Source organism: Nitratireductor sp. J20-h4 (assembly GCF_056780505.1).
Genome location: NZ_CM165557.1, coordinates 3,991,873 through 4,016,342, shown reverse-complemented (window position 1 = coordinate 4,016,342; position 24,470 = coordinate 3,991,873). Strand labels below are relative to the sequence as shown.

Annotated in this window: 19 protein-coding genes and 1 tRNA gene; 13 read left to right on the top strand and 7 right to left on the bottom strand. The window is 65.0% G+C overall.

Annotation, left to right across the window (positions count from 1 at the left end; genetic code table 11):
- The first annotated feature begins 34 nt into the window (after window positions 1-34).
- From hemE to rho, 3 genes are all read left to right on the top strand, one after another.
- The gene (hemE, locus tag ACT2B0_RS19370) at window positions 35-1,063 is read left to right on the top strand and encodes a uroporphyrinogen decarboxylase (protein WP_473459917.1); all 1,029 of its coding nucleotides are present in this window, start codon (window positions 35-37) and stop codon (window positions 1,061-1,063) included.
- Window positions 1,060-1,596, top strand: a complete 537-nt coding sequence (gene hemJ / locus ACT2B0_RS19365; RefSeq protein ID WP_473459916.1) for a protoporphyrinogen oxidase HemJ — start codon at window positions 1,060-1,062, stop codon at window positions 1,594-1,596. Before hemE ends, hemJ begins: the two co-directional genes overlap by 4 nt.
- A gap of 139 nt (window positions 1,597-1,735) precedes the next feature.
- Complete coding sequence (rho, locus tag ACT2B0_RS19360) at window positions 1,736-3,001, top strand: transcription termination factor Rho (protein ID WP_106570317.1); 1,266 nt, start codon at window positions 1,736-1,738, stop codon at window positions 2,999-3,001.
- 150 nt (window positions 3,002-3,151) lie between these two features.
- Here the strand turns inward: rho and ACT2B0_RS19355 are convergent, their stop codons facing one another.
- A complete protein-coding gene (locus tag ACT2B0_RS19355; protein WP_473459915.1) occupies window positions 3,152-5,170 on the bottom strand; it encodes a thioredoxin domain-containing protein in 2,019 nt (672 codons plus the stop codon).
- 16 nt (window positions 5,171-5,186) lie between these two features.
- Here ACT2B0_RS19355 and mnmE point away from each other — a divergent pair, with 16 nt between their 5' ends.
- The 5 genes from mnmE (at window position 5,187) to ACT2B0_RS19330 (ending at window position 10,960) form a co-directional block, all read left to right on the top strand.
- Window positions 5,187-6,545 (top strand): tRNA uridine-5-carboxymethylaminomethyl(34) synthesis GTPase MnmE, encoded by a 1,359-nt coding sequence (mnmE, locus tag ACT2B0_RS19350; RefSeq protein ID WP_473466112.1) that lies wholly within the window; start codon window positions 5,187-5,189, stop codon window positions 6,543-6,545.
- Window positions 6,546-6,713: 168 nt separating this feature from the next.
- Window positions 6,714-8,588, top strand: coding sequence for a tRNA uridine-5-carboxymethylaminomethyl(34) synthesis enzyme MnmG (gene mnmG / locus ACT2B0_RS19345; protein ID WP_473459914.1), 1,875 nt, complete (start codon window positions 6,714-6,716; stop codon window positions 8,586-8,588).
- Window positions 8,585-9,217 carry a 16S rRNA (guanine(527)-N(7))-methyltransferase RsmG gene (rsmG, locus tag ACT2B0_RS19340; RefSeq protein WP_473459913.1) on the top strand — a complete coding sequence of 211 codons (633 nt, stop codon included), beginning with the start codon at window positions 8,585-8,587 and terminating at the stop codon, window positions 9,215-9,217. The genes mnmG and rsmG overlap by 4 nt, the downstream gene beginning before the upstream one ends.
- Before the next feature lie 30 nt (window positions 9,218-9,247).
- Window positions 9,248-10,045, top strand: a complete 798-nt coding sequence (locus ACT2B0_RS19335) for a ParA family protein (protein WP_473459912.1) — start codon at window positions 9,248-9,250, stop codon at window positions 10,043-10,045.
- Between the two features lie 39 nt (window positions 10,046-10,084).
- Window positions 10,085-10,960 carry a ParB/RepB/Spo0J family partition protein gene (locus ACT2B0_RS19330; RefSeq protein WP_473459911.1) on the top strand — a complete coding sequence of 292 codons (876 nt, stop codon included), beginning with the start codon at window positions 10,085-10,087 and terminating at the stop codon, window positions 10,958-10,960.
- Window positions 10,961-11,134: 174 nt separating this feature from the next.
- On the opposite strand, the gene holA is transcribed toward ACT2B0_RS19330, so the two are convergent.
- Window positions 11,135-12,196 (bottom strand): DNA polymerase III subunit delta, encoded by a 1,062-nt coding sequence (gene holA / locus ACT2B0_RS19325; protein ID WP_473459910.1) that lies wholly within the window; start codon window positions 12,194-12,196, stop codon window positions 11,135-11,137.
- A 235-nt stretch (window positions 12,197-12,431) separates the two neighbouring features.
- Here holA and ACT2B0_RS19320 point away from each other — a divergent pair, with 235 nt between their 5' ends.
- A complete protein-coding gene (locus ACT2B0_RS19320; protein ID WP_473459909.1) occupies window positions 12,432-13,901 on the top strand; it encodes a phospholipase D family protein in 1,470 nt (489 codons plus the stop codon).
- Here ACT2B0_RS19320 and ACT2B0_RS19315 read toward each other — a convergent pair.
- Together ACT2B0_RS19315 and ACT2B0_RS19310 are read right to left on the bottom strand one after the other, a co-directional pair.
- On the bottom strand, window positions 13,898-15,550 hold the full coding sequence (locus ACT2B0_RS19315; protein ID WP_473459908.1) for an Eco57I restriction-modification methylase domain-containing protein: 1,653 nt from the start codon (window positions 15,548-15,550) through the stop codon (window positions 13,898-13,900). The two genes, ACT2B0_RS19320 and ACT2B0_RS19315, sit on opposite strands and share 4 nt — an antisense overlap.
- Before the next feature lie 154 nt (window positions 15,551-15,704).
- Window positions 15,705-15,779, bottom strand: a tRNA-Gly gene (locus ACT2B0_RS19310).
- A gap of 294 nt (window positions 15,780-16,073) precedes the next feature.
- Between ACT2B0_RS19310 and ACT2B0_RS19305 the strand changes: the two genes are divergently transcribed.
- From ACT2B0_RS19305 to ACT2B0_RS19290, 4 genes are all read left to right on the top strand, one after another.
- Window positions 16,074-16,577, top strand: coding sequence for a prolyl-tRNA synthetase associated domain-containing protein (locus ACT2B0_RS19305; protein WP_473459907.1), 504 nt, complete (start codon window positions 16,074-16,076; stop codon window positions 16,575-16,577).
- A gap of 39 nt (window positions 16,578-16,616) precedes the next feature.
- Window positions 16,617-17,576: a thioredoxin gene (trxA, locus tag ACT2B0_RS19300; RefSeq protein ID WP_473459906.1), complete on the top strand. Its 960-nt coding sequence runs from the start codon at window positions 16,617-16,619 to the stop codon at window positions 17,574-17,576.
- 126 nt (window positions 17,577-17,702) lie between these two features.
- Window positions 17,703-18,374, top strand: coding sequence for an LON peptidase substrate-binding domain-containing protein (locus tag ACT2B0_RS19295; protein WP_348419308.1), 672 nt, complete (start codon window positions 17,703-17,705; stop codon window positions 18,372-18,374).
- On the top strand, window positions 18,371-18,625 hold the full coding sequence (locus ACT2B0_RS19290) for a Trm112 family protein (protein ID WP_473459905.1): 255 nt from the start codon (window positions 18,371-18,373) through the stop codon (window positions 18,623-18,625). Before ACT2B0_RS19295 ends, ACT2B0_RS19290 begins: the two co-directional genes overlap by 4 nt.
- Window positions 18,626-18,688: 63 nt before the next feature.
- Here ACT2B0_RS19290 and ACT2B0_RS19285 read toward each other — a convergent pair whose 3' ends face one another.
- From ACT2B0_RS19285 to ACT2B0_RS19275, 3 genes are read right to left on the bottom strand one after another with little or no spacing between them, the layout of a single operon-like run.
- On the bottom strand, window positions 18,689-22,039 hold the full coding sequence (locus ACT2B0_RS19285; protein ID WP_473459904.1) for an error-prone DNA polymerase: 3,351 nt from the start codon (window positions 22,037-22,039) through the stop codon (window positions 18,689-18,691).
- Complete coding sequence (locus tag ACT2B0_RS19280; RefSeq protein WP_473466109.1) at window positions 22,036-23,508, bottom strand: Y-family DNA polymerase; 1,473 nt, start codon at window positions 23,506-23,508, stop codon at window positions 22,036-22,038. Before ACT2B0_RS19280 ends, ACT2B0_RS19285 begins: the two co-directional genes overlap by 4 nt.
- Entirely contained in the window at window positions 23,450-24,445 is a 996-nt protein-coding gene (locus ACT2B0_RS19275) for an ImuA family protein (RefSeq protein ID WP_473459903.1), read from the bottom strand. The genes ACT2B0_RS19280 and ACT2B0_RS19275 overlap by 59 nt, the downstream gene beginning before the upstream one ends.
- Window positions 24,446-24,470 lie beyond the last annotated feature (25 nt).

The following is a 24,470-nucleotide window of genomic DNA, read 5'->3' as shown; positions in this document are numbered from 1 at the left end:
TCTTTAATTAAGTCCGCAACTGGAAGGATTCCGCATGGGCAGTGACCGAAGGCTGATTCGCGTCCTGAAAGGCGAAAGCCTCTCCCCGCCACCGCTCTGGATGATGCGGCAGGCCGGACGGTATCTGCCGGAATACAGGCAGGTCAGGAAGAAGGCGGGGAGCTTTCTCGATCTGTGCTACAATCCCGATCTGGCGGTCGAAGTGACCATGCAGCCGATCAGGCGGTTCGGTTTTGACGCGTCGATCCTGTTTTCCGACATTCTGGTCGTACCGCATGCGCTCGGCCGCGATCTGCGCTTCGAGGAAGGCAAAGGGCCGCTGATGACGCCGATCGAAGCGGCCGAGATCGGCGACCTCGATCCAAGCGATTTTCACCAAAGGCTGGCGCCGGTCTACGAAACCGTGTCGCGTCTGCGGCAGACTTTGCCGGCAGAAACCGCGCTGATCGGCTTTTGCGGCGCGCCATGGACGGTCGCGACCTATATGATCGCCGGGCACGGGACGCCCGACCAGGCGCCGGCGCGGCTGTTCGCCTACACGGAACCGGAAGCCATGGACCGGCTGATCGGGGTTTTGACCGAGATATCGGCCGCCTATCTGCTGCGTCAGATCGAAGCCGGCGCCGATACGGTGCAGATCTTCGATTCCTGGGCCGGGGTGCTCGGCGAGGAAGAGTTTACCCGGTTCTGCGTGAAGCCGGTGGCGCAAATGGTGGCGACGATCAAGGAGCGGCATCCCGACATTCCGGTGATCGGCTTTCCCAAAGGCGCCGGCAGCCGTTTCGACAATTATCGCGCGGCAACCGGTGTCGACGGGCTGGGGCTCGACTGGACCGTGCCGCTTTCCCAGGCGCGTCGCCTGCAGGCCGGGGGCGCCGTGCAGGGCAATCTCGATCCGTTGCGGCTGGTGGCGGGCGGAGACGCGCTCGGCAAAGGGGTCGATCGGATCCTCGAGCACCTGTCCGACGGGCCGCTGATCTTCAATCTCGGACATGGCATCACCCCGCAAACACCGATCGCGCATGTCGAAGCGATGATCGCGCGGGTTCGGAGCAAGGCATGAAATCGGACGGGACATCGGCGGCAGGACCGAGCCCGCTCGTCAGGGCGATCGTCGGGCTGATCGTGCTGGCGCTCGCGGTGCTGGCGCTGCTGGCTTTCGACCTGGCTGGATATTATCTCTGGATCAAGGCCGTCCATGTCATCGCGGTGATCTCGTGGATGGCCGGGATGCTCTATCTGCCGCGCCTGTTCGTCTATCATTGCCAGGCAGAGCCGGGCTCGGCGCAGTCTGAAACCTTCAAGGTGATGGAACGCCGGCTGTTGCGGGCGATCATCAATCCGGCGATGACGGTGAGCTGGGCGCTGGGGCTGTGGCTCGCCTGGCAGGGATTCGGGTTTTCCGGTGGCTGGCTGCACGCAAAGATTGCACTGGTTCTTGCGATGTCGGGTGCGCATGGCTATTTCTCGGCATCGGTGCGCCGTTTCGCCGAAGACCGCAATCAGCGGCCGGCGCGGTTCTGGCGCCTGATGAACGAAGTTCCCACGGTGCTGATGATCGCGATCGTGATCTTGGTGATCGTCAAGCCGTTCTGATCCAAAACCGACCTTGCGCTTTCGATCCGGAAGGACTATGGAATTCTTCCCTCCTTACAGCGCAGCCGCATAGAATTCGTACTCTGCCGCGGGCATTCGCCGTTTCCGCTGTTTTCCCCTCCGCCTTCGAGCACACAATATGCAAGAAATGAAACTCCAAGACCTCAAGAGCAAGAAGCCTACCGACCTGATCGCCTTTGCGGAGTCGCTGGAGGTCGAAAACGCCAGCGTCATGCGCAAGCAGGAGCTGATGTTCGCGATCCTGAAGAAGCTGGCGGCGCAGGATGTCGAGATCATCGGCGAAGGCGTGGTGGAGGTCTTGCAGGACGGGTTCGGCTTCCTGCGCTCGGCCAATGCCAACTATCTGCCGGGTCCGGACGATATCTACATTTCGCCCTCGCAGATCCGGCGGTTTTCGCTGAAGACCGGCGATACGGTCGAGGGACCGATCCGCAGCCCGAAGGAAGGCGAGCGCTATTTCGCGCTGCTCAAGGTCAGCACGATCAATTTCGAGGATCCTGAAAAGATCCGTCACAAGATTCATTTCGACAATCTGACGCCGCTTTACCCCAATGAGCGGCTGCGCATGGAAATCGACAATCCGACGACCAAGGACAGCTCGTCGCGGGTCATCGATCTGGTGGCGCCGCTCGGCAAGGGCCAGCGCGCGCTGATCGTGGCCCAGCCGCGCACCGGCAAGACGGTGCTTCTGCAGAATATCGCCCACTCGATCACCACCAATCATCCTGAGTGTTTCTTGATCGTGCTGCTGATCGACGAGCGGCCGGAAGAAGTGACCGACATGCAGCGCTCGGTGAACGGCGAGGTGGTGTCCTCGACCTTCGACGAACCGGCCGCACGCCACGTCCAAGTTGCGGAAATCGTGATCGAGAAAGCCAAGCGCCTTGTCGAGCACGGCCGCGACGTGGTGATCCTGCTCGATTCGATCACCCGGCTCGGACGCGCCTACAACACCGTCGTGCCGTCTTCCGGCAAGGTGCTGACCGGCGGTGTCGACGCCAACGCCCTGCAGCGGCCGAAGCGGTTTTTCGGCGCGGCGCGCAATATCGAGGAAGGCGGGTCGCTGACCATCATCGCCACGGCGCTAATCGATACCGGCAGCCGGATGGACGAGGTCATCTTCGAGGAATTCAAGGGCACCGGCAATTCGGAAATCGTGCTCGACCGCAAGGTGGCCGACAAGCGCATCTTCCCGGCGATCGACATTCTGAAATCGGGTACGCGCAAGGAGGATCTGCTGATCCCGCGCCAGGATCTGCAGAAGATCTTCGTGCTGCGCCGGATCCTGTCGCCGATGGGAACCACGGACGCGATCGAATTCCTGATCGACAAGCTCAAACAGACCAAGAGCAACGCCGACTTCTTCGATTCGATGAACACGTGAGTCAGGGCCGGTCGATGAGCCGGCTATGATTCGCCATCTTCTCGATAAGTGGTTGTTTTTCCGTAAGTTTCGATAGACTTTGCCGGGAGCGTCGCGCTCTGGGTCAAGGGCGGGACACGGCTTTCAAAAACTTGGCGTCCCGGCACGTTCTTATGGCGCGTCGCGGCGTACCGTTTCGGCCAGCCGGGCTTCGAGTTGGCCGGTTGCCTTGATCGGTGGCAGGCAGGTCTGCCCCAGGCACAGATAGGCGGCCGCACCGCTGTCGATCACCGTGCCCTCCGGCAAGGCAGCGCCGAGATCGCCGGACGCGGAGGCGATGACATCGACCCGTCGCGGATCGGGATATCGATTCGCAACCGAAAGGAACCCGGACTCAGCGCCGCCGGTCATGACCAGTTTTCGCGGCTCGAGTGCCATGGCGGCCGCGACGACGATGCCGGCCTGGCCGAAACGCTGCTGGGCAGCACGGCCGAGAGCGGCGCGCGCGGTGGCCATGGCGCGCAGCGTCAGATCGACATCCCCGATCGCCGCGGCAAGCCGGAAGAGAGCCTCGACGATTTGCGAGGTGGCGGACGGAACGGCGTCATCGGCGTCGCCGCGGATGCGAAACGGCACGTCGGCGCTGTCGCGCGCGGTCAGGTAATGGGCCGAATTGCCGTCGCCGTACCAGTCTTCCAGCGTCGCCGCCCACATAAGCGCCTGATCGAGCGGATCGCGATCGCCCGAGGCCTCGGCCAGCGCGATCGCGGCGTTGATCATCGCGGCATAGTCGCTGGACATGGCGGGAAACAGCCGGTCCGCGCCAAGAATGCTGTGTGGCAGGCGCCCGCCATCGCTCGATTCGACAACGAAACGAAAACTGTCGGCCGCGATGTCGATCCAGTCGCCGCGGTCGAAATAGCGACCGGCTTCGGCGAGCGCGCGGATCATGAGGCCGTTCCAATCGACCAGAACCTTGTCGTCACGTCCGGGCCGTATGCGCTCGGCGCGTGCGTCGCGCAGCCTTGCCAGTAGGTCGGCCAAGCGCCGGGCCTCGTCCTCTGGCTGGGGAGCGTCGGCCAGGAACAGCACAGGATCGCCCTCCCAATGCTGGGCCGTGCCGAGTTTGTAATGACGAAAGAAAAAACCCGCATCGCCGCCCAGGACGGATTCGATTCGGCTCCGTGTCCACGTGTAGAACAGTCCCTCTTCGCCGGCGCTGTCGGCGTCGAGGCTGGAGGCGAAGGCACCGCCGTCGAGCCGCATCTCACGGACCAGCCATGCGACCGTGTTTTCGATTCGGTCCCGAAACATGTCGTCGCCGGTCTCGGCGTGCGCCCACAGGCAATGGCGGATCATCAACGCGTTGTCGTAGAGCATCTTTTCGAAATGCGGCACCAGCCAGTCGCCATCGGTCGAATAGCGGCACAGACCGCCGCCGACATGGTCGTAAATGCCGCCGTTGAGCATGCCGCGCAGGCTGGTCAGGAACGCATCGCGATAGCGTTGTTCGCCATGGTCGAGCCAACCGTGCCAAAGGGCGTTCATGAACGGCGCGTTGGGGAATTTCGGCGCCCCGCGCAGGCCGCCGCGCGTGGGGTCGGTCATATCAGCGATCGATCCGGCCAGATCGGCGAGCGGCGCGGTCGCGTCCTGGCTGGCTTCGACGAGGGGGGCGAGACTGCGCGCGACATGGGCGGAGAGCGCCGCGGCGTTTTGTTCGATCTCCGCCTTCTTGTCGGTCCAGGCGGCATGGACGGCGTTCAGGACGGCGGTAAAGGCCGGCCGGCCGTGCTGGTTCTTATTGGGGAAATAGGTGCCGCCCCAGAACGGGCGGGCGTCGGGCGTGAGAAACATGGTCAGCGGCCACCCGCCTTGTTCGCCGGTCGCCGTCAGCGCGGCCATGTAGATCTGGTCGATGTCGGGTCTCTCTTCGCGATCGACCTTGATGTTTACATAGAGCCGGTTCATGACGGCGGCGGTTTCGGCGTCTTCGAAGGATTCGTGCGCCATGACGTGGCACCAATGGCAGGCGGCGTATCCAACCGAAAGCAGGATCGGCCGGTCGAGCGCCTTGGCCTCGGCAAGCGCAGCGCTGGACCAGGCGCGCCAATGAACGGGATTGTCGGCATGCTGGCGCAGATAGGGGCTGCTTTCGGCGGACAGAAGGTTCTCGGCCGGGAGAGTCATGTTGGATTTCCTCGCGATGCGGGCAAAGGGTAGGGCTGACGGGTTGCAGGGGCAAACGCTTTTCCAAGATACGATTTTCGCCCTGTCGAGCGGCGGATTGCCGGCCGGCGTGGCCGTGGTGCGGCTGTCGGGACCGCAGGCGCGCGATGCGCTGCGAGGCCTGATCGGATCGCTGCCGCCGCCGCGGGCGATGCGATTTGGGCGCTTATGCGATCAGGCCGGGGAACCGATCGATACCGGGCTGGCGGTGTTTTTTCCGGGGCCGGCGAGTTTTACCGGCGAGGACTGCGTGGAACTGCAGATTCATGGCGGGCGCGCCGGCGTGGGCAAGCTGCTTGCTGTGTTGTCGGCGATGCCGGGGCTCAGACAGGCCGAAGCCGGCGAATTCACCCGAAGAGCGCTCGCGCACGGAAAGATCGACCTTCCCGGCGCCGAAGCGCTCGCCGATCTGATCGATGCGGAAACGGACGCGCAGCGCCGTTTTGCGCTTGAGAACGCGGACGGACGGCACCAGACGCTTTATGCGGGCTGGCGCGACCGGATCCTTGCGGCGCGGGCCTTGATCGAAGCCGAACTCGATTTCGCCGACGAGGACGACGTGCCCGGCGCGATGTCGGATCGCGTGTGGCCGGACATGGCGGCGCTGGCCGACGAGATCGCCGCGCATGTGGCGGGCTATCGCCAGGCGGAGATCATTCGCGACGGGTTCAAGGTCGCGATCATCGGGGCGCCGAATGCCGGGAAATCGAGCCTGCTCAATGCGTTGGCGCAGCGGGACGTGGCGATCGTCTCCGACGAGCCGGGCACGACGCGCGATCTCGTTAGCGTCGAGCTCGATCTTGATGGGATGAAGGTGCGGGTGACCGATACGGCGGGTATTCGCGAGGCGGTCGGGGCGGTGGAACGGGAAGGAATCCGTCGCAGCCGCGCGGCCGCGGATGAAGCCGACTGCGTTATTGTGTTGATCGATCCCGGCGCGCCGGGCGCGGTGCCGGGGGCGGTTCCGGATGACGCGTTGCGGGTGGCGAGCAAGATCGATCTTGTCGAACCGGGCGCGCGCGCGGCGGTGGAGGCGGATTTGCGACTTTCGGTGCGCACGGGCGAAGGCCTGGTCGACCTGCTGGACCGGCTGAGCGCCGCGGCGCGTGCCAGCGTTGCCCGACACGGATCGCTGGTCCCGTTTACGGCGCGCCAGGCCGAAGAACTGACGCACGGGACGATTGCCTTGCGTGCGGCTGTAGACAGCACTGCGGGGCTGGAAGTTCAGGCGGAGGAGCTGCGCATCGCGTCGCGGGCCATGGGCCGGGTCGTGGGAACGATGGATGTCGAGGAGGTGTTGGGCGCGATCTTTTCACGGTTTTGCATCGGCAAGTGATTCACGTGAAACAATGGCCTGCCGGGGATCACAGGCGCAAAGGCGTGATTCACGTGAAACAGGCCGGCCATGTCGGCGCAGGCCGTTTCACGTGAAACAATGCCGCGCTGTTTTCTTGACAAGACAGATGTCGCGGCGCATCTGTCCCGTCCGATCTCGGAGACGGTGATGAACTCGACATATGACGTAGTGGTGATCGGCGGCGGGCATGCCGGTTGCGAAGCCGCGTCGGCATCCGCGCGTGCCGGCGCGCGAACCGCTCTATTGACCCTTGCGCGGGACAAGATCGGCGTAATGTCGTGTAATCCCGCCATTGGCGGGCTCGGCAAGGGCCATCTCGTGCGCGAGATCGATGCGCTGGACGGGCTGATGGGCCGAGTCGCCGACAAGGCCGGGATCCAGTTTCGTCTGCTCAACCGCCGCAAGGGGCCGGCTGTACGCGGGCCGCGCGCCCAGGCCGACCGCACGCTTTATCGGCTGGCGATGCAGGACGCGCTTGCGTTGCAGGCCGGGCTCGACATCGTCGAGGGCGAGGCGGTCGGGTTCGAACGGGCGGATGGCCGGATCGGCGGCATCACGCTGGCTTCGGGAGAACGGATCGCCTGTGGGGCCGTAGTGCTGACCACCGGCACGTTTCTCGGCGGCCTGATCCATATCGGCGAGCGCCGCATTCCGGCCGGGCGGATGAACGAAAAGGCCAGTTATGGCCTGTCGCAGGCCTTGCGGCAGGCCGGGTTGGCGCTCGGCCGGCTGAAAACCGGGACGCCGCCGCGGCTCGACGGCCGCACGATCGACTGGGCCCGGCTGGACATGCAGCCCGGAGACGACGAGCCGGTACCGTTTTCCTTTCTGACCGGCTCGATCACGCAGCGGCAAATCGAGTGCGGCGTTACCCGCACGACGGATGAAACCCATGCTGTGATTCGCGCCAATCTGCATCGCTCGGCGATGTATTCGGGCCAGATCGACAGCGTCGGACCGCGTTATTGTCCGTCGATCGAGGACAAGATCGTCAAATTCGGCGATCGCGACGGCCATCAGGTTTTTCTGGAGCCGGAGGGCCTTGACGACCCGACAGTCTATCCGAACGGGATTTCGACCTCGCTGCCGGAAGATGCGCAACAGGCTCTGGTGCGCACGATCCCCGGGCTGGAGAAGGCTGGGATCGTGCAACCGGGCTACGCGATCGAGTACGACCATGTCGATCCGCGCGAATTGCGGGCGTCGTTGGAGACCCGGAAGATACCGGGCCTTTTCCTTGCCGGGCAGATCAACGGGACGACCGGGTACGAGGAAGCGGCGGCGCAGGGGCTGGTGGCCGGGCTGAACGCGGCGCGTTCGGTGGCCGGCCTGACGGCGGCGACGTTCGGGCGCGGCGAATCCTATATCGGGGTGATGGTCGACGACCTGACCATGCGCGGGGTGCTGGAGCCCTATCGCATGTTCACCTCGCGGGCTGAGTTCCGCCTGACGCTGCGGGCCGACAATGCCGACCAGCGGCTGACGCCGAAGGCGATGGCGCTCGGTATTGCCGGACCCGAGCGTGTGGCTGCTTACACCACCAAATCGGAGGCGCTCGCGCGCTCGCGCGCGGCATGCCTCGACGTCTCTTTGACACCACCGCAGGCCGCGCGGGCCGGGATCGCGATCAATCAGGACGGCGTGCGTCGGTCAGCCTACGATCTCCTCTCTTATCCGGGCCAGTCGATCCAGGCCCTGGCGCGGATCTGGCCCGAACTGGCGGAGATCGAGCCGGCGATTGCCGAGACCCTGGAAACGGAGGCGCGCTACGCGGTTTATCTCGAGCGCCAAGCAAGCGATATCGCACTGATGAAGCGCGAGGCGCAATTGGCGATCCCCGACGGGCTCGACTATGGCGCGATTGCCGGGTTGTCGAACGAACTGCGCCAGAAGCTGGAGAAAAGCCGGCCCGAATCGGTGGCCGAGGCCTATCGGGTCGAGGGGATGACGCCGGCCGCGATCGCGCTGATCATCGCGCAGGTTCGGGCGGGCGCGCCGCGCGCGGGGCGGTCGGCGGCGTGAGCGAGGACGACTATCAGGCTCTGTGTCGCGTCGCCGGGCCCGTTTCACGTGAAACATTCGAGCGGCTGCGCCAGTTCGAAACGATTTTCGGCAAATGGGCGCGGCGCATCAATCTCGTGGCGCCGTCGACCCTCGACAGTCTCTGGCGGCGGCATATTCTCGACAGCGCCCAGCTCCTCGCCATTGCCCCCGAGGCCCGAGACTGGGCCGATCTCGGCTCAGGCGGCGGCTTTCCAGGCGCCGTGATTGCGATTCTCGTTCATGACCGCGCCGACGCGGCGGTAAGACTGGTCGAAAGCAACCGGAAAAAGGCGGCCTTCTTGCAAAACGCCTTGTCCGGGCTGGCGCCGCGGGCGGAAATCCTCGCACGCCGGATCGAGGATGTGGTTGAATGCTCCCCGGCGCCGGAGATCGTGACGGCGCGCGCGCTGGCGCCGCTGCCGCAGCTTCTGGCGCTCACGGAGCCGTGGCTGGCGGCCGGAACGCGGGCCATGTTTCACAAAGGCCGCGATAGTGGTGAAGAAATCAAACTAGCGCATGACACCTGGAATCTCGATCTGGTACAACACCGCAGTTCTGTCGATGACGACAGTGTGGTCCTCGAGATCAGCAAGGCCACGCGGACGTAACGGCGCGCGGCACAGGGATTGCGGACAGACATGAACAGCGCGACACGCATCATCACCATCGCCAATCAAAAAGGCGGCGTGGGCAAGACGACCACGGCGATCAATCTGGCGACCGCCCTGGCGGCGATCGGCGAAAACGTGCTGATCGTCGATCTCGACCCGCAGGGCAATGCCAGCACCGGGCTCGGCATCGATCGCCGCGACAGAACCCTGTCGTCCTACGACGTCCTGGTCGGCGAGGCCTCCATCGCCGGGGCCGCGATGCAGACCGCGGTGCCGCAATTGTCGATCGTTCCCTCGACGCTCGACCTGCTCGGGGTCGAGATGGAGATTTCCGGCCTGCCGGATCGCGCCCTGCGGCTGCGCAACGCGCTGCGGCCGATGCCCGAGGGCGAAAACCGGTATTCCTACGTGCTGGTCGATTGCCCGCCATCGCTCAACCTTCTGACGATCAACGCGATGGCGGCCGCCGATTCGGTGCTGGTGCCGCTGCAATGCGAATTTTTCGCCCTGGAGGGGCTGAGCCAGCTATTGGAAACCGTCGAACAGGTGCGCGCCGGGATCAATCCCGGCCTGACGATCCAGGGGATCGTGCTGACCATGTTCGACGGGCGCAACAATCTGGCCAATCAGGTGGTTGACGACGTGCGCGCCTATATGGGCGAGGCGGTCTATCAAACCGTCATCCCGCGCAATGTGCGGGTGTCGGAAGCGCCCTCGCACGGCAAGCCGGCGATTTTGTACGATCTCAAATGCACGGGCAGCCAGGCCTATCTGCAGCTTGCGTCGGAAGTGATCCGGCGCGAGCGGCGCTTGCGGGCCGCATAGACCGATTCAGATGCGAAACGATGTCGGGACGACAGTGAGATGACCGAGGAACAATCGCGGCGCCGGCTCGGGCGGGGTCTCGCCGCACTGATCGGTGACATGGACAAGCCGGCGACGGCGCAGGACACGCCGCCGGCGGACCGGGATCTGCCGATCGAATTCCTGCTCGCCAATCCGCGCAATCCGCGCCGCCAGTTCCTGGAAGAAGAGCTTGGCGACCTGTCGCAGTCGATCCGCGAACACGGCATCGTGCAGCCGATCGTCGTGCGTCCGGCCGCCGACGGCCGATTCGAGATCATCGCCGGCGAGCGCCGGTGGCGCGCGGCGCAACGCGCCAACCTTGCCAAGGTGCCGGTGATTGTCCGCGACGTGGACGACCGGGTGGCGCTGGAACTGGCGATCATCGAAAACGTTCAGCGCGCCGACCTCAACCCGGTCGAGGAGGCGGCCGGATACCAGCAGCTCGTCGACGAGCATCAATACACCCAGGCCGACCTGGCGCGCATCATCGGCAAGAGCCGCAGCCATGTCGCCAACACGCTGCGGCTGCTGAAGCTGCCGCCGGTGATCCGCGACATGCTTGTCGACGGGTCGCTTTCGGCCGGTCATGGCCGTACGCTGGTTACCGCCGAGGATCCGGCGGGGCTGGCCAAAAAGATCGTCGAGGAAGGCCTGTCGGTGCGCCAGGCGGAACTGCTCGCCCAGACGCCGCGGGCGCCGGAGACCAAGAGCGCCAAAGGCGAGCAGACAACGCCGCAGAAAGACGCCGATACGCAGGCGCTCGAAAAGCTCCTGTCGGACGTGACCGGGCTTTCGGTCTCGATCCACCATCGCGATAGCGGCGGCCAGATCCGGATCGACTATAAAACGCTGGAACAGCTCGACGAAGTGTGCCGGCGGCTGCAAAGCCATTGACGGGCCGGTCCCGTTCCGGACCTGCCGGATAACAGATTGTTTTCGTTTGCTGTTTTGGCTCTTTCGACGATCGATGGGCGCCATGGCTATGCCGGTGGCCGATTCCGGGGACCGGACGCCCGAAGAGTTTATTAGCCGGCTTTTATGGCCAATGGCGTCAAGCGGTCATCATCCCTATGGCGATCGCTGTTGCGCGTTGCGGGCGCGCGCCTGCGCATGGACGGCGAGCGCCAGCAGCGCCTGGCAGGTCAGATCGGCGGCGAGTTCGGCGCGTATGCGGGTCTGCAGCACGGTTGCCTGCAGCCGATCGAGCGCCTGGCCGATCGACGGCGCGCTCCATTGCCTGAGCGCGGCTTCCACCAGGGCGCGGCGGGAAAAGAATACCGGCGGCCTGGCGCGCGCGACGGCCGCCGATGCGCTTTGGCTGTTGGCCTCCATTTCGTGCTTGAGCATCGACAGAAGCTGAAACTGGCGCATGGCCGACGACAGAAGCAGGAAGGGCGGCGCGCCGCCGGCGAGATAGCGCCGCATGCGCGTATCGAGCGCGGCCACTCTGCCGGCCATCGCGCAATCGACGATGTCGTCGGCCGACAGCGCCGAGACGTCGCCGGTCGAGGCCAGCACGTCGGCGAGCGCGACGGTCTTGTTGCCCTGACAATAAAGCACGAGTTTTTCAAGTTCGCCGCGACTGGCCAGCCGGTCGCCGCCGAGGGCGGCGCGGAGCGCGGATTTGGCGTCGGGATCGATCGACAGACCGCCCCGGCCCAGTTCGCCCTCGATCAGGGCGTCGATCGAGCGCGCCTCGTCGGGGTAACATGGCAGCGCCATCGCCCGGTCCGTCGTTTCGACCAGCTTGCGCAGCGGCGACGCCTTCTTCAATTCGCCGGCTTCGACAAGGATCGTCAGATCGTCCGGGGGCGACGCCAGCATCTCCTTGAGCGCGTCGGCGAGGAATTTCTGCGCGCCCGCATTGCGAATCCACAACAGACGGTGGCCGCCGAACAGCGGCCGGGCCGCGATCTCGTCGAACAGGCGGCCGGAATCGGCGTCCTTGTCGGCGAGATCGAATTTCACCACCGCGAACGGGTCGGCCATCGGCAGGCCGGTCTTCTCGGCAAAGCCACGGGCGCGTTCCGACACCATGCCCCGGTCCGGCCCGTAAACCAGGACAACCCGCGTTTTCGGGTCGGGCTTTGACAGCCAGCCGCCGACCTCATGTGCCTTCTTCTGCGCCATTGCCTGCGGCTAGCACAAAGCCAGGGCGCTCGCCATGGCGAAATCCGGAAAGGCCGACCAGGCTGCATTCCCTATTCCAATCTCTCTTGTAGATTGGAGCTGGTCTGAGTGCGGGATGAGGGGTAGACGGTGCTTTGTCAGGTATTGTGCCGGTTGGCCCACGGACTATGAGTCACATTTCGCTTTGGTGTTGAGCATGTAGACGATAATCATCATCCCGCTGTGGCAGCGGGGGATGAGGGCGAAGCTTCAAACAGTTGGGATTCTCCTACTCACTCTCGCCGGGTGGGCCTTCATCATTCTGGCGGTCAGCCCGATCATCGGAGCGATTGCCTGGGAGGTCTGGCACGGGTTGATCTGGCCGCGCCGGATCCCCCAAGCCGAAATTGAAGCCATCGCGGCCGACCTTATCGCCCAGCATGTAGATCGTGCCGAAGAGATGGCGTTCATTAATGAGGACCGCGCTTGGCGGTATTCGGACACACAAGTAGCATTCAAGGCTGGATTGTGCACGACTCTCCTTCTACGTTCCCTTTTGTTAATTCAGGGGGCGTTTGTGGCAGTTGTAAGAGCAATATTTCAGCCGATCACGGCTGGACATCAGCATGCGGGCGAACTGAACAATCTGTTGGCGGAGCCTTGGATCACGTCCGTGATCCTTTCGTCCGCTTTCGTAAACTCAAACGGGGTTGCCGAGATCGCGCCAGCACTTCACCTTTTGGGAAACCGATGCAAGCTTTTCATTGGCGCACGCAACGGGTCCACGACGGCGCAAGCCATCGCTGGGCTGCTCGCGACAGGTGCAAAGGTTTATCTTGTCGATACAGCCATGCGTGCGCGGATTTTCCACCCCAAGCTTTATCTCGCGCTTGGAAATGGAGCGGCGCGCATCGTTATGGGAAGCGCCAACCTTACTCATGCAGGTCTCCACAACAACATCGAAGCCGGCGCTAACATCGAACTTAATCTCTCGGACGGAACCGATGCGAGTTTTGTCAATTCGTTCGTTGCGGGCTTCAACACGCTAGAAACCGCATTCCCGGACCACTGTTTCGCAATCCAGTCGGGCCGACAGATTGTGACATTAATGCGGGAGGGCGTGCTCGAAGACGAACGCAGGCCGACCACCACTTCCGCTCTTGGCGCTGGCCGTCAGGGACCGAATACCAGCAAACCACGAATCAATCTGCCTTTCAAAATACCTTCTACGCGGACCCGCCGGCCCAAGCCGCCAGCGTCCGTGCCGGGTACTGCGATATCGGTCATGCCGCAGTATGGTGCTCTCCTTTGGGCAAAACCCAATCTCCCGACTAGCGACCTCCAGCTACTCACCCATGGAAACAATCCCGGTGTCGTGCGCCTGACGCAGGCGGGGTTCAAGGTGAACGGCAAGGTAATCAATCAGGCGTCATACTTCCGCAACGTAGTATTCCACACACTTGCTTGGGCGGTTGACCCAAGCGACCCCGGCAAAGAGATGGCGAATGTGGGCGTATCACTGGTGATCGCTGGGGTGTATGTGGGGGACTTCGACCTCCACCTCAGCCACAAACCTGCTTGGGCGTCTGAGCAAGCCAATTATACGACCGGTTTGCATTGGGACGATGCTGTAAATCACATTCGCAAACCTGGTCTAATCGGACGGACGCTGCGGTTGTTTGCTCCCTCGCTTCCCAGCGGTCGCTATGTAGTGGAGATCGACTAAGCTTCGATTGCCTCTGTCGAGGTCCGATGGCGTCGGTCCCGAAGCTTTCGCCATCCCTCCAACGCGATAGCCTGGTTTACCTCGGAGATGCCAAGCGCTCCAAGGATGGCCTTCCCTTGACGCTCAAGCGTCTCATGTGCTGGCCGGTTGCGAATGGAGGCGTCTAACGCCTCAAGGTCCAGTTCGACCACCGTGGGTAAGGGGATCAGCAGGCGCTTTATCTCCGATGGGATGAGTTCGAGCACCCCGCCGCCGTAATGCCGCCCCTCCAACTCTGCGCTTAGGGCCGTTAACGGGTTGACGAAGCACCCAACCAGCCGCGCGCCCTCCATATCACGGGTGCGGATGCGATAGGCGGTATCCGTGGTGTAGGCCCCTATTTTGTTCAGGATCAGGCGCGGCGTATCGTGACACCGCTTGAGCATCCCGACCTCAGTCGAGTAGACCGAGGGCACCCTATACCAAGGTGTGCGAATGCGGCATTTGTAGCGAGTGTGCAGTTTCTCACGCTCCCCGCGCTCGATGTATAGGCGCGCACGCGCTGGCATCTTGCAGGGCGCGTCGTCAAACCACAGGAAATTGGTCGGGCTCCCTCTCTCCGCGTTTGCCGCATGCTGTCGCTCATCGTAGATCACGCCGGGGCAATGCTCGCTGCGGCCGAACATCGGGTGGGCATACTGGCTTAAGCCGTAAGCACTCACCGTCCCGTCGGGGACGAGGAAAAACTTGTTAGCCCCTGTTACGATGCCAACCTCCACATGTGCGATGTCGTCGAAGCGATGGACCTCGTCATGCGCCTCAAGCTCATCGAAAAGGTTCCGCATCTCAAGGTCGAGCAGTGCTCGCGTCCATTTGCCCGCTACAGTCTTGCCATTGATCGACTGGGGCTCTGCAAAGACTTCGGCAGGCGGGCGGCGAAGAAATTCTCTCCCGCGTACCGGCACTATGCCGAGACCTTCCGCCTTCTGCCTTGAGCTTCCGCGCTTCTCCGCCAGCAGGATGACAGCACCTTGGAGCGTGCCGTCAAACCACAACTCCTCTGGGTCGATGATGACGAGGCGGCGGCATTCCCTGCCGAGATAGCTCCGAAGCGACTGTGCATGGGTAACGTGGATTATCTCTGCTGGGACCACCATTGCCAGTCGGCCACCTGGTCGAAGCAGCGACATGGACGCCAAGATAAAGGGTACCCACGCATTGGTATGCTTCGTGAACTTTAGGCCAAGTTCATCGAAGATTATGGCTGCCCGCATCTGGAATTCGGAAGGGAGAAACTGATAGCGGACGAACGGCGGATTTCCCATCACAGCGTCGAAGCGCTCTCCTCCTTCATCCATGTTGTCGATTGCCCAGCCGAGAAAATCCTCGGCACGCACATCAGCCTGCCGAAGTCCAAGCTCCTTAGCCCGCCGAGCGGCCTTCTCTGCCTCATCATTATTAAGCTCGAAGCCCGCAAGCTTCGTATTGCCGAAACCACCGACATCGGCCAGCGCCTGAAAGAAGACGCCATCACCGCAACTCGGCTCCAAGACCTTGTCGGGATTTAGCTCGGCAATCCAACGGGAAATGAAACACGCGAGGTCGAGGGGGGTATAATAGCCCCCCCGCAGTTTTTGGGGCGTCTGGTCCTCTATGAACTTCACGGCCATTCCCCTGATGCGGTCCCCAAGCGCGAATCCTAGAGTCTGCGATTCCAGGGAGCAAACAAAAAATATAAAGAACTCCCCCGCGCGCTCCCCCGTGCCCGAACAGCAAAAAGGCCCGGATACCCGAGCCCTAAGCTATTCAAATCTAAGGAAATTTTGGAGCGGGTGAAGCGATTCGAACGCTCGACCCCAACCTTGGCAAGGTTGTGCTCTACCCCTGAGCTACACCCGCTCGCGCGGCGTCACGCCGCAAGCCGCGCCTATATGGCGGAAACGCCATGCGATTGCAACAGGGAATTTAGGGCTGTCGGCGATGTTGTGCGCGAGCCTTGCCGGGCGCCGAACCAGCAAGGCTGCCGGCACCCATTCAACCGCCGTGGCGGGCGGCGTCCTGACCGGCATGACGGCAAGAACGGGCTTGCGGCGCGACGCATCCGGCTCGGGCCGTTACATGGGCGGCGGACTTGTCCTGCCTGCCCGGTTTGTCCTAGTCATGGCCGCACATGACCGGAAGCGAAGTGAGATCATGGCCGCAAAAACCCGTGCCGAACTGTTGGCGTATCTCGATGAGCTCGCCGTTGAGGCGACGACCATCGATCACCCGCCGCTCTATACGGTGGCGCAGTCGCAGGCCCTGCGCGGCACGATCGACGGCGGGCACACCAAAAACCTTTTTCTGAAGGACAAGAAGGGTGCGTATTTCCTGGTCACGGTCGAGGAGGACGCGACGGTCGATCTGAAAACCATCCATCGCGTGATCGGCGCATCCGGCCGGGTGTCGTTCGGCAGCGCCGATGCGCTGATGCGGCTGCTCGGCGTGGAACCCGGATCGGTGACGGTTTTCGGGCTCATCAACGATGTCGACCATCAGGTGAAGCTGGTGCTCGACGCCGGGCTGATGCGCCACGATTTCGTCAATTGTCATCCGCTGACCAACGACGCCACGACCCGGATTGCAAAAGACGACCTTTTGCGCTTTCTCGACGCGATCGCCCACCCGCCGGTGATCTTGAACGTGACCGGCCAATAGCCACATAATCGGCAACGAAGCGAACCGAAAGACACGAGGATGAGCGTGAAGGACAACCCGTTTGCCGCATCGCAGGGCGACTACGCCACCGAGATCTCGTTCGGAGCGCCGAATGCGGGCGCAGGCCCGGCCGGCGACCTGATCCGCGACACGACCACGGCCGAATTTACCAAGGATGTCATCCAGGAATCGCGCAACCAGCCGGTTCTGGTGGATTTCTGGGCGCCCTGGTGCGGCCCGTGCAAGCAATTGACGCCGGTGCTGGAAAAGGCGGTCCGCGCCGCGGGCGGCACGGTCAAGCTGGTCAAGATGAATATCGACGACCATCCGGCGATTGCCGGCCAGCTCGGCGTGCAGTCGATCCCGGCGGTGATCGCGTTTCGCGACGGCCAGCCGGTCGACGGGTTCATGGGCGCGGTGCCCGAGAGCCAGGTGCAGGATTTCATTCAGCGCCTGGGCGGCGACCCGAAACAGTCGGGGCTGGAGGCGGCCCTGGAACAGGCCGCGGCCGCAATACAGGCGGGCGACGACGAGCTGGCGGCGCAAATCTACAGCGCCGTGCTGGCCGAGGAGGCCGGACATCCGGCCGCGATCGCCGGCCTGGCCGGTCTCAGCCTCGATCGGGGCGATCTCGACGGGGCGCGGGCGCTGCTGGAGCAGGTTGCCCCGGACAGCGACACGGCAGAGATTGCCGGCGTGCGCGCCCGCCTGTCGCTGGCCGAGGAGACCAGCGCGCTGGGCGACCCGCAGGAGCTGCTGCGCCGGCTGGAGAAAGATGCCGACGATCACGACGCCCGTTTCGACCTCGCCCTGATCCAGAACGCTTCCGGCGCGCGCGAGGAGGCGGCCGACAGCCTGCTTCATATCGTGCGCCGCAACCGCGAATGGCGCGACGATGGCGCGCGCGCGCAATTGCTGACCTTCTTCGAAGCCTGGGGCCCGACCGACGAGGCGACCCTGTCGGCGCGGCGCAAACTGTCGGCATTGTTGTTTTCCTGAGCGCGATTGCGCGGTTCGCCCCGCCAGCCGTGACGCGTCGGGCGGGGCATGTCGCATCCCAGGCATGGCGGGCAGGGATTTCTGCCCTATGTTGGGTGGCGTCAGACTTGTCAGGGAGACAACCGATTGCAGGCGGGAAACGCGCATTATCTCAAGCTTGAAGACCTGCCGAGCACGGCGCCGGTGTTTCCGCTCACCGCGGCGTTGCTGCTGCCGGGCGGACGTTTGCCGCTGAACATTTTCGAGCCGCGCTATCTGCAGATGGTGGACGCGGTGCTGGGCGGCGAACGCGTGATCGGCATGATCCAGCCGCGGCTGGACGGCGCGGTGCGCAGCGACGGCGAGCCCGAGCTGTGCCAGGTGGGCTGTCTCGGCCGGATCACCTCGTTTGCGGAGACCGGCGACGGGCGCTATCTGGTGTCGCTGCAGGGCGTGGCGCGGTTTCGCGTTTTGCAGGAGGTTGCCGGGTCCGCGCCGTTCCGCACCTGTCATATCGCGCCCTTTGGCGGCGACCTTGACGAGACTGCCGGGACCGAGGAGGTCGACCGCACGGCGTTGCTGAAGACTTTTAAGGCCTATCTCGACGCGAACGGACTCGACGCGGACTGGGAGAGCGTCAGCCGGGCGGAAAACGCGACGCTGGTGAATGCGCTGTCGATGATGTCGCCTTACGGGGCAAGCGAAAAGCAGGCGCTGCTGGAAGCGCCCGATTTGAAGACGCGGGCCGAAACGCTGGTTGCGATCACCGAAATACTTCTGGCCCGCAATGACGATGACGCCGGCACGGGGCTGCAATGACGATGGCGGGCGAGGACGGAAAGCGGATCGGATCACGGCACTCGACGGTGACCATCGACCGCAAGCTTCTCGAGCTTCTGGCCTGTCCCTTGACGAAGGGGCCGCTGACCTTCGACGCCGAGCGCTGCGAACTGGTCTCCAAGGCCGCCGCGCTCGCCTATCCGGTGCGCGACGGCATTCCGATCATGCTGCCGTCGGAAGCGCGCCGGATCGGGGAGGATGGCACGAGGCCACCCTCCAGGCGGAAATAGGCATGGCCGAAGCCGCGCGTGGCGGCAAGACGACGGCGCGGCTGTCCTGTGGTTTGGCCCACTTCAGTGGAAATTGCGGCCTTTTGGCATCACCTTGCCGGTCTGTTCGGCCAGTTCCCTGTCGGTGACGACGGCGGCCGGCGGATCGGGAACCGGGGCGCCACCCGGCAGCGGCAGGGACTGCGCGGCGGGCGCGGCGTCGGCCATAAGCGCACCCAGCCACGGCGTCAGGTCCTCCAGGGTTTCGGCCACGACGTGAATGACGCCCGAGGCCGATTGCAGCCGCCCGCGCACCCGCATCAACCGGGCGCCGAGCACGACCGGGCGGTAGCGCTCGAAGACCCTTGGCCAGACGATGATATTGGCGATCGCGCCCTCGTCCTCCAGGGTGATGAAGATGACATTGCCCTTGCCCGGGCGCTGGCGCACCAAGGCGAGGCCAGCCACGCTCACGCGGCGGCCGTCCGCCACGGTGGAAAGACGGATGGCGGGCAGGCCGCCCTCGGCCGCAAGGCGCGCGCGCAGGAACTGGAGCGGATGCCCCTTCAAAGACAGGCTTAGGGTGCGGTAGTCGTGGACGATATGCTGGCCGGGCGGCATCGGCGGCAGCGCGATGTCGGGCTCCCGGTCGCGCAGCTGCGTATCGGGACGATCGAACAGCGGCAGGCGCTCGGCCGCGCTTTTGTCGTCGAGCGCCTTGGCCGCCCATAGCGCGTCGCGGCGGTCGAGGCCGAGCGAACCGAAGGCGTCGGCCTCGGCCAGCCGGGCGATCACGCCGGCCGGCAGGCCGGATCGCAGCCAGAGATCGCGCACGGAATCGTAACCCGCGCCGCGCTTTTCCACCAGTTGCCGCATCGCCGCCTCGGCAAGGCCCTTGACGCGGCTGAAGCCGAGCCGCACCGCGTGGCGGCTCTTGACGACGCCGGCCATTTCCGCGTGCCGGTTGGCGATGCGCGTGGGGTCGAAGGGCGATTCCTCCAGCGTTGACTCCCAGTCGGAAGCGTTGATGTCGACGGGGCGGATCTCGATGCCGTGTTCGCGCGCGTCGCGCACCAGCTGGGCCGGGGCGTAAAACCCCATCGGCTGCGAATTCAGGATCGCGGCGCAAAAGACGTCCGGGTAGAAGGTCTTGAACCAGCAGGAGGCATAGACAAGCAGCGCGAAGGAGGCGGCGTGGCTTTCGGGAAAACCGTAATCGCCGAAGCCCTCGATCTGTTTGAAGCAACGCTCGGCGAAGTCCTGCCGGTATCCCCGGCTGACCATGCCCGCAATCAGCTTGTCCCGGTAATCGTGGATGGTGCCGTTGCGCCGGAAGGTGGCCATGGCGCGGCGCAGCTGATCGGCCTCGCTGGGCGAAAAGCCGCCGGCGTCGATGGCGATCTTCATCGCCTGTTCCTGAAACAGCGGCACGCCGAGCGTTCTTTCCAGGATGCGGCGCATTTGCGGGCTCGGATAGTCGACCGGCTCCCTGCCCTCGCGGCGGCGCAGATAGGGATGCACCATGTCGCCCTGGATCGGACCAGGGCGCACGATCGCCACCTCGATCACCAGATCGTAGAACTCGCGCGGCTTGAGCCGCGGCAGCATCGACATCTGGGCACGGCTTTCGATCTGGAATACGCCGAGCGTGTCGGCCCGGCAGATCATGTCGTAGACGCGCGTATCCTCCTTTGGCAGCGTCGCCAGCGTCAGCCTGCGGCCGAACCGGTCGCGTTCGCGATAATGGTCCTCGAGCAGATCGAAGGCGCGGCGCAGGCACGACAACATGCCGAGCGCCAGAACGTCGACCTTGATCAGCCCGACGGCGTCGAGGTCGTCCTTGTCCCATTCGACCATCTTGCGTTCCTCCATCGCCGTCTTGACGATCGGCACGATCTCGTCGAGCCGGTCGCGGGTGATGACAAAACCGCCGACATGCTGGGAGAGGTGGCGCGGAAACCCGATGATCTCGTTGGCGCGCTGCATGACATGGCGCGTCGTCGGATCGCCTTCTGCCAGTCCGCCGGCCCTGGCCTCGCGCGCGCCGAGCTCGGAGGACGACCAGCCCCAGATCGAACCGGAAAGGGCGGACTGCACATCGTCGGACAGGCCCATCGCCCTGGCGACCTCGCGCATTGCCGAACGGCCGCGATAGGTCACGACCGAGGCGGCGAGCGCGGTGCGCGTGTGGCTGTATTTCCGGTAGATATAGGCGATGACCTCGTCGCGCCGCTCATGTTCGAAATCGACGTCGATGTCGGGCGGCTCATCGCGCTCGGTGGAGATGAAGCGCTCGAAAAGACCGTTCGTCATCAGCACGGGATCGACCTCGGTGATGCCCAGGCAGAAGCAGATGACGGAATTGGCCGCCGAGCCCCGGCCCTGGCACAAAATACCCTTCTCGGTACGCGCGTGGGCGACGATGTCGCGCACGGTGAGAAAATAGCGCGCGTAATCCTTCTGCGCGACGATCTCCAGTTCATGGCGGATCTTGTCCGCCACTCCGTCGGGGAGACCTTGCGGGTAACGGTCGCGCGCGCCCTGCCAGGTCAGGCTTTCCAGTTCGGCCTGGGGATCGACGCCGGCTGCCGTGGTCTCGTCGGGATAGTTGTGGCTCAGTTCGCTGAGCGAGAAGGCGAGGCTTGCGGCGAAATTGACGGTCTCGGCGAGCGCTTCGGGAAAACCGCGGAACAGCCGCGCCATTTCCGCCGCCGGTTTCAAATGGCGCTCGGCATGGGCGGCGAGCGCGTAGCCGGCCTCCGCCACGGTCGTGTTGAGGCGGATCGCCGTCAGCACGTCCTGGAGCGGCCGCCGGTCGGGGACATGATAAAGCACATCGTTGATGGCCATCAGCCGCACGCCGGCCGCCGCCGCCATCGCCGCCGCCTGCGCGATGCGGAACCGGTCATTGCCGCCATAGGCCGGCGCGACGGCGAGACGGACGGCGGTGCCGAACCGGTCGCGCAGACAGCGCAGGAGCTCCAGCTCGTCCGCCTCGCCGCCGGCGAGCCTTGGTATCAGGGCGAGCGAGATGCGCTCGCCCCAGCCAAGCAAATCGTCGCGATAGATGCGCGGCGCCCCCTTTTCGCTTTCGGCGCGCATGTTGGCCTCGCTGAGCAGGCGGCACAGATGGCCCCAGCCGCGGCGGTCCTGCGGATAGGCGAGCACGTCCGGCGTCGTGTCGGCGAACACCAGCCGGCAGCCTGGATGGTAGGCAAGCCTACCCGGCGCGGCCGAGCCCGGCAGCCTGATATGTTTCGACTGGCTCCAGGCGCGCACGACGCCAGCCACGGTATTGCGGTCGGCAAGCCCGATGGCGTCATGACCGAGATGCTTCGCCGTCACCACCAGCTCCTCCGGCTTCGAGGCGCCGCGCAGAAAGGAAAAATTCGACTGCACGGCGAATTCGGCATAGGCCGGGGCGGCGGGGTTCATGCAAAAACCCCGTGCATGAACCAGCGCGGCATGGGCTCGGCGGCGCCGTAAAAACCCTGCCGGAAAAGCCAGTAGCGGCGCCCGTCATCGTCCTCGACGCGGAAATAGTCGCGGGTGGGCATGTCTTGCGGATCGCGCCACCATTCCGCCGCGATCCGCTCGGGCCCTTCGGAGCGGGCGACGCGATGGACGACGCGGCGCCAGCGGAACCGCAGCGGCGGCCCTTCGGGCACCTCGGCGGCGACCACCTCGACCGGCTCGGGGCGCGAAAAAAGGCGGATCGGCCGTTCCGCCATTTGCGCCATCCCGGCCAGGTCGAGGCCGGGTTCGGCCAATCGCGGACGGGCGGGCGACCCGGCGGGCACGCGCGCGGCGGCAACGAAGGCGGCGGCGCGTTCGGGACGGTGGCTTTCGACGAGAACCGGCCGCAGCAGCGTCGTTTCGCCGAGCCGGGCGCGGACCCGGTCGGCAAAAAGCGCCAGATCCTCCCCGGCCGCCATGCTCGCGCCGGCAAGATCGGTCTGCTCGAGCGCGAAGGGCGCGGCCTTCAAGACCGAAAGCCGGACCAGCTCGAAGCCGCAGCCGGCGTCGAGCCGGTCCTCGAACGCGGCGAGCCTTTCGCGGAACAGGCGCTCGATCAGGGCCGGATCGCGCAGCGGCCGCGAGGCGCCGACGGCAAGACGCTGCATGGCGCCGTCGACCCGGAACAGGGCAAGCTGCAGGACATGGGCGCCCTCCCCGCGCCGTTCGAGCTCGGCGCGCAGCGATGCGGCGAGCAAGCCGACGAGGTGCTGGATATCGTCGGCCAGCACGACCGGCTCGGCCAGGTGGCGCTCGACCGACAGCGGCGGCACGGGCAGGCGCGGCGTGATCGCTTCCTCGGTCCGGCCCAGCGCCTGGTCGAGCCGGGCCAGAAGCGCGGCGCCGAAACGGCGCGCCAGCGGCGCGCGCGGCGCGGCCATGATCGCGCCCGCCGTCTTCAGCCCGACGCTTTCCAGGCCGGCGCGGACGGCCGGCGCGATGCGCAGCGCGGCGAGCGGAAGCGGCGCCAGGGTTTCGGCCTCCTCACCCGGCAGGACGATCGCCGGGCTCAGGAACCGCGCCGCCGCCCAGGCGATGCCGGGGCTGGCGCCGAGCCCGGCGCGGGCGTCGAACCCCTGATGGAAAAGCCGGGACAGAATGTCGTCCATCATGCGTTTTTCATTGCCGAAAAGATGGGCGCAGCCGGTAATGTCGAGAAACAGCCCGTCGCTTCCCTCCAGGGCGACGAGCGGCGTGTAGCGGTCGCACCAGTCGGCAAGACTTTCCAGCAGGCGGCGGTCGGCCTGGGGCTGGTCGTCGACGATCTCTACATCGGGATGCATGGCGCGCGCGTCGGCGATGCCGATGCCGGGTTTCAGGCCAAGCGCCTCAGCGCGCTCGTCGAGCGCGGCGATGCGCTGGGCGTTGTTCTCGCGATGGCTGACCAGGAGCGGCGGACGCCGCGACGGCGGGCCGCAACGCCACGACCGCCCCTCGCGCTGCCGAAGAATCCGGTCGGTGGCCAGATGCGGGAACCAGAGCGCCAGAATTCTCTGGCCGGATTTCGCGGAAGCTGGATTCATCGGGGTTCCACTCCAGAACGAGCCGTCCGGCCGGGGCGGCGCGGCTTTTGGTGACGGTGACGGCGAAGGCGGGATGGCCGATCGAGGCCGCCACAGGACCGGACACGGTCGAGCGCGGGGCGGCGGGAGCGGGCGCGACCGCGATCCTGATCGGGGCGGCCGTCGGTTCGGCGGTTCCGGCCTCGCGGATCAGGAAAACCGGCCGGTCCGCCTCCTGGGCCCGGCGGTGCAGGCGCCGGGTGGCGGTCAGATCGAGGCGTGCCGGATTGCCGCGCAGTTCCAGCACGATCGCGGCGAAAGCCCGCTGGCGGGCGGCCTGCTCGGCGATCCACAGCGCGTCCCTGGCCTCGTTCGGCGCGCACAGGAAGAGATCGCCGGCCGGCAGACCGCAAAACCGGCGCAGGCCGGGCGCGTAGGGAAACCCGGCCTCGCGAAAAATCTCCGCCGTGCCGATCCAGCACAAAGCATTATCCCGCTCCATTGGTGCGGCCCTGCGCAACAGGCCGGTTAGACACAGGGCAAATCCCGCCACCGCGCCGGCGTCGCGGGTCTGCCGGCCATGGATCTCGACCAGGGCGGCGCGCGGCAGGCCGCTGCCCAGGGCGGTATCGAAGCTTGAAGCACCGGTCGGCAAAAAGGCGGACCCGAAACGGGTTTCCCGTCTGGCGGCGGGGCCGTGACGCAGCACAAGGCCATCGTCGTTACCGGACCCTGCCAGCCTTTCGGGCAGGACACCTTCGATCCTCGCGATTTCCCGACGCAAAGCGACAACAGTCTCCCGCGCCATGGCGGGCTTGGCCATGACAGTCGCTCCAAAACCATCTTGT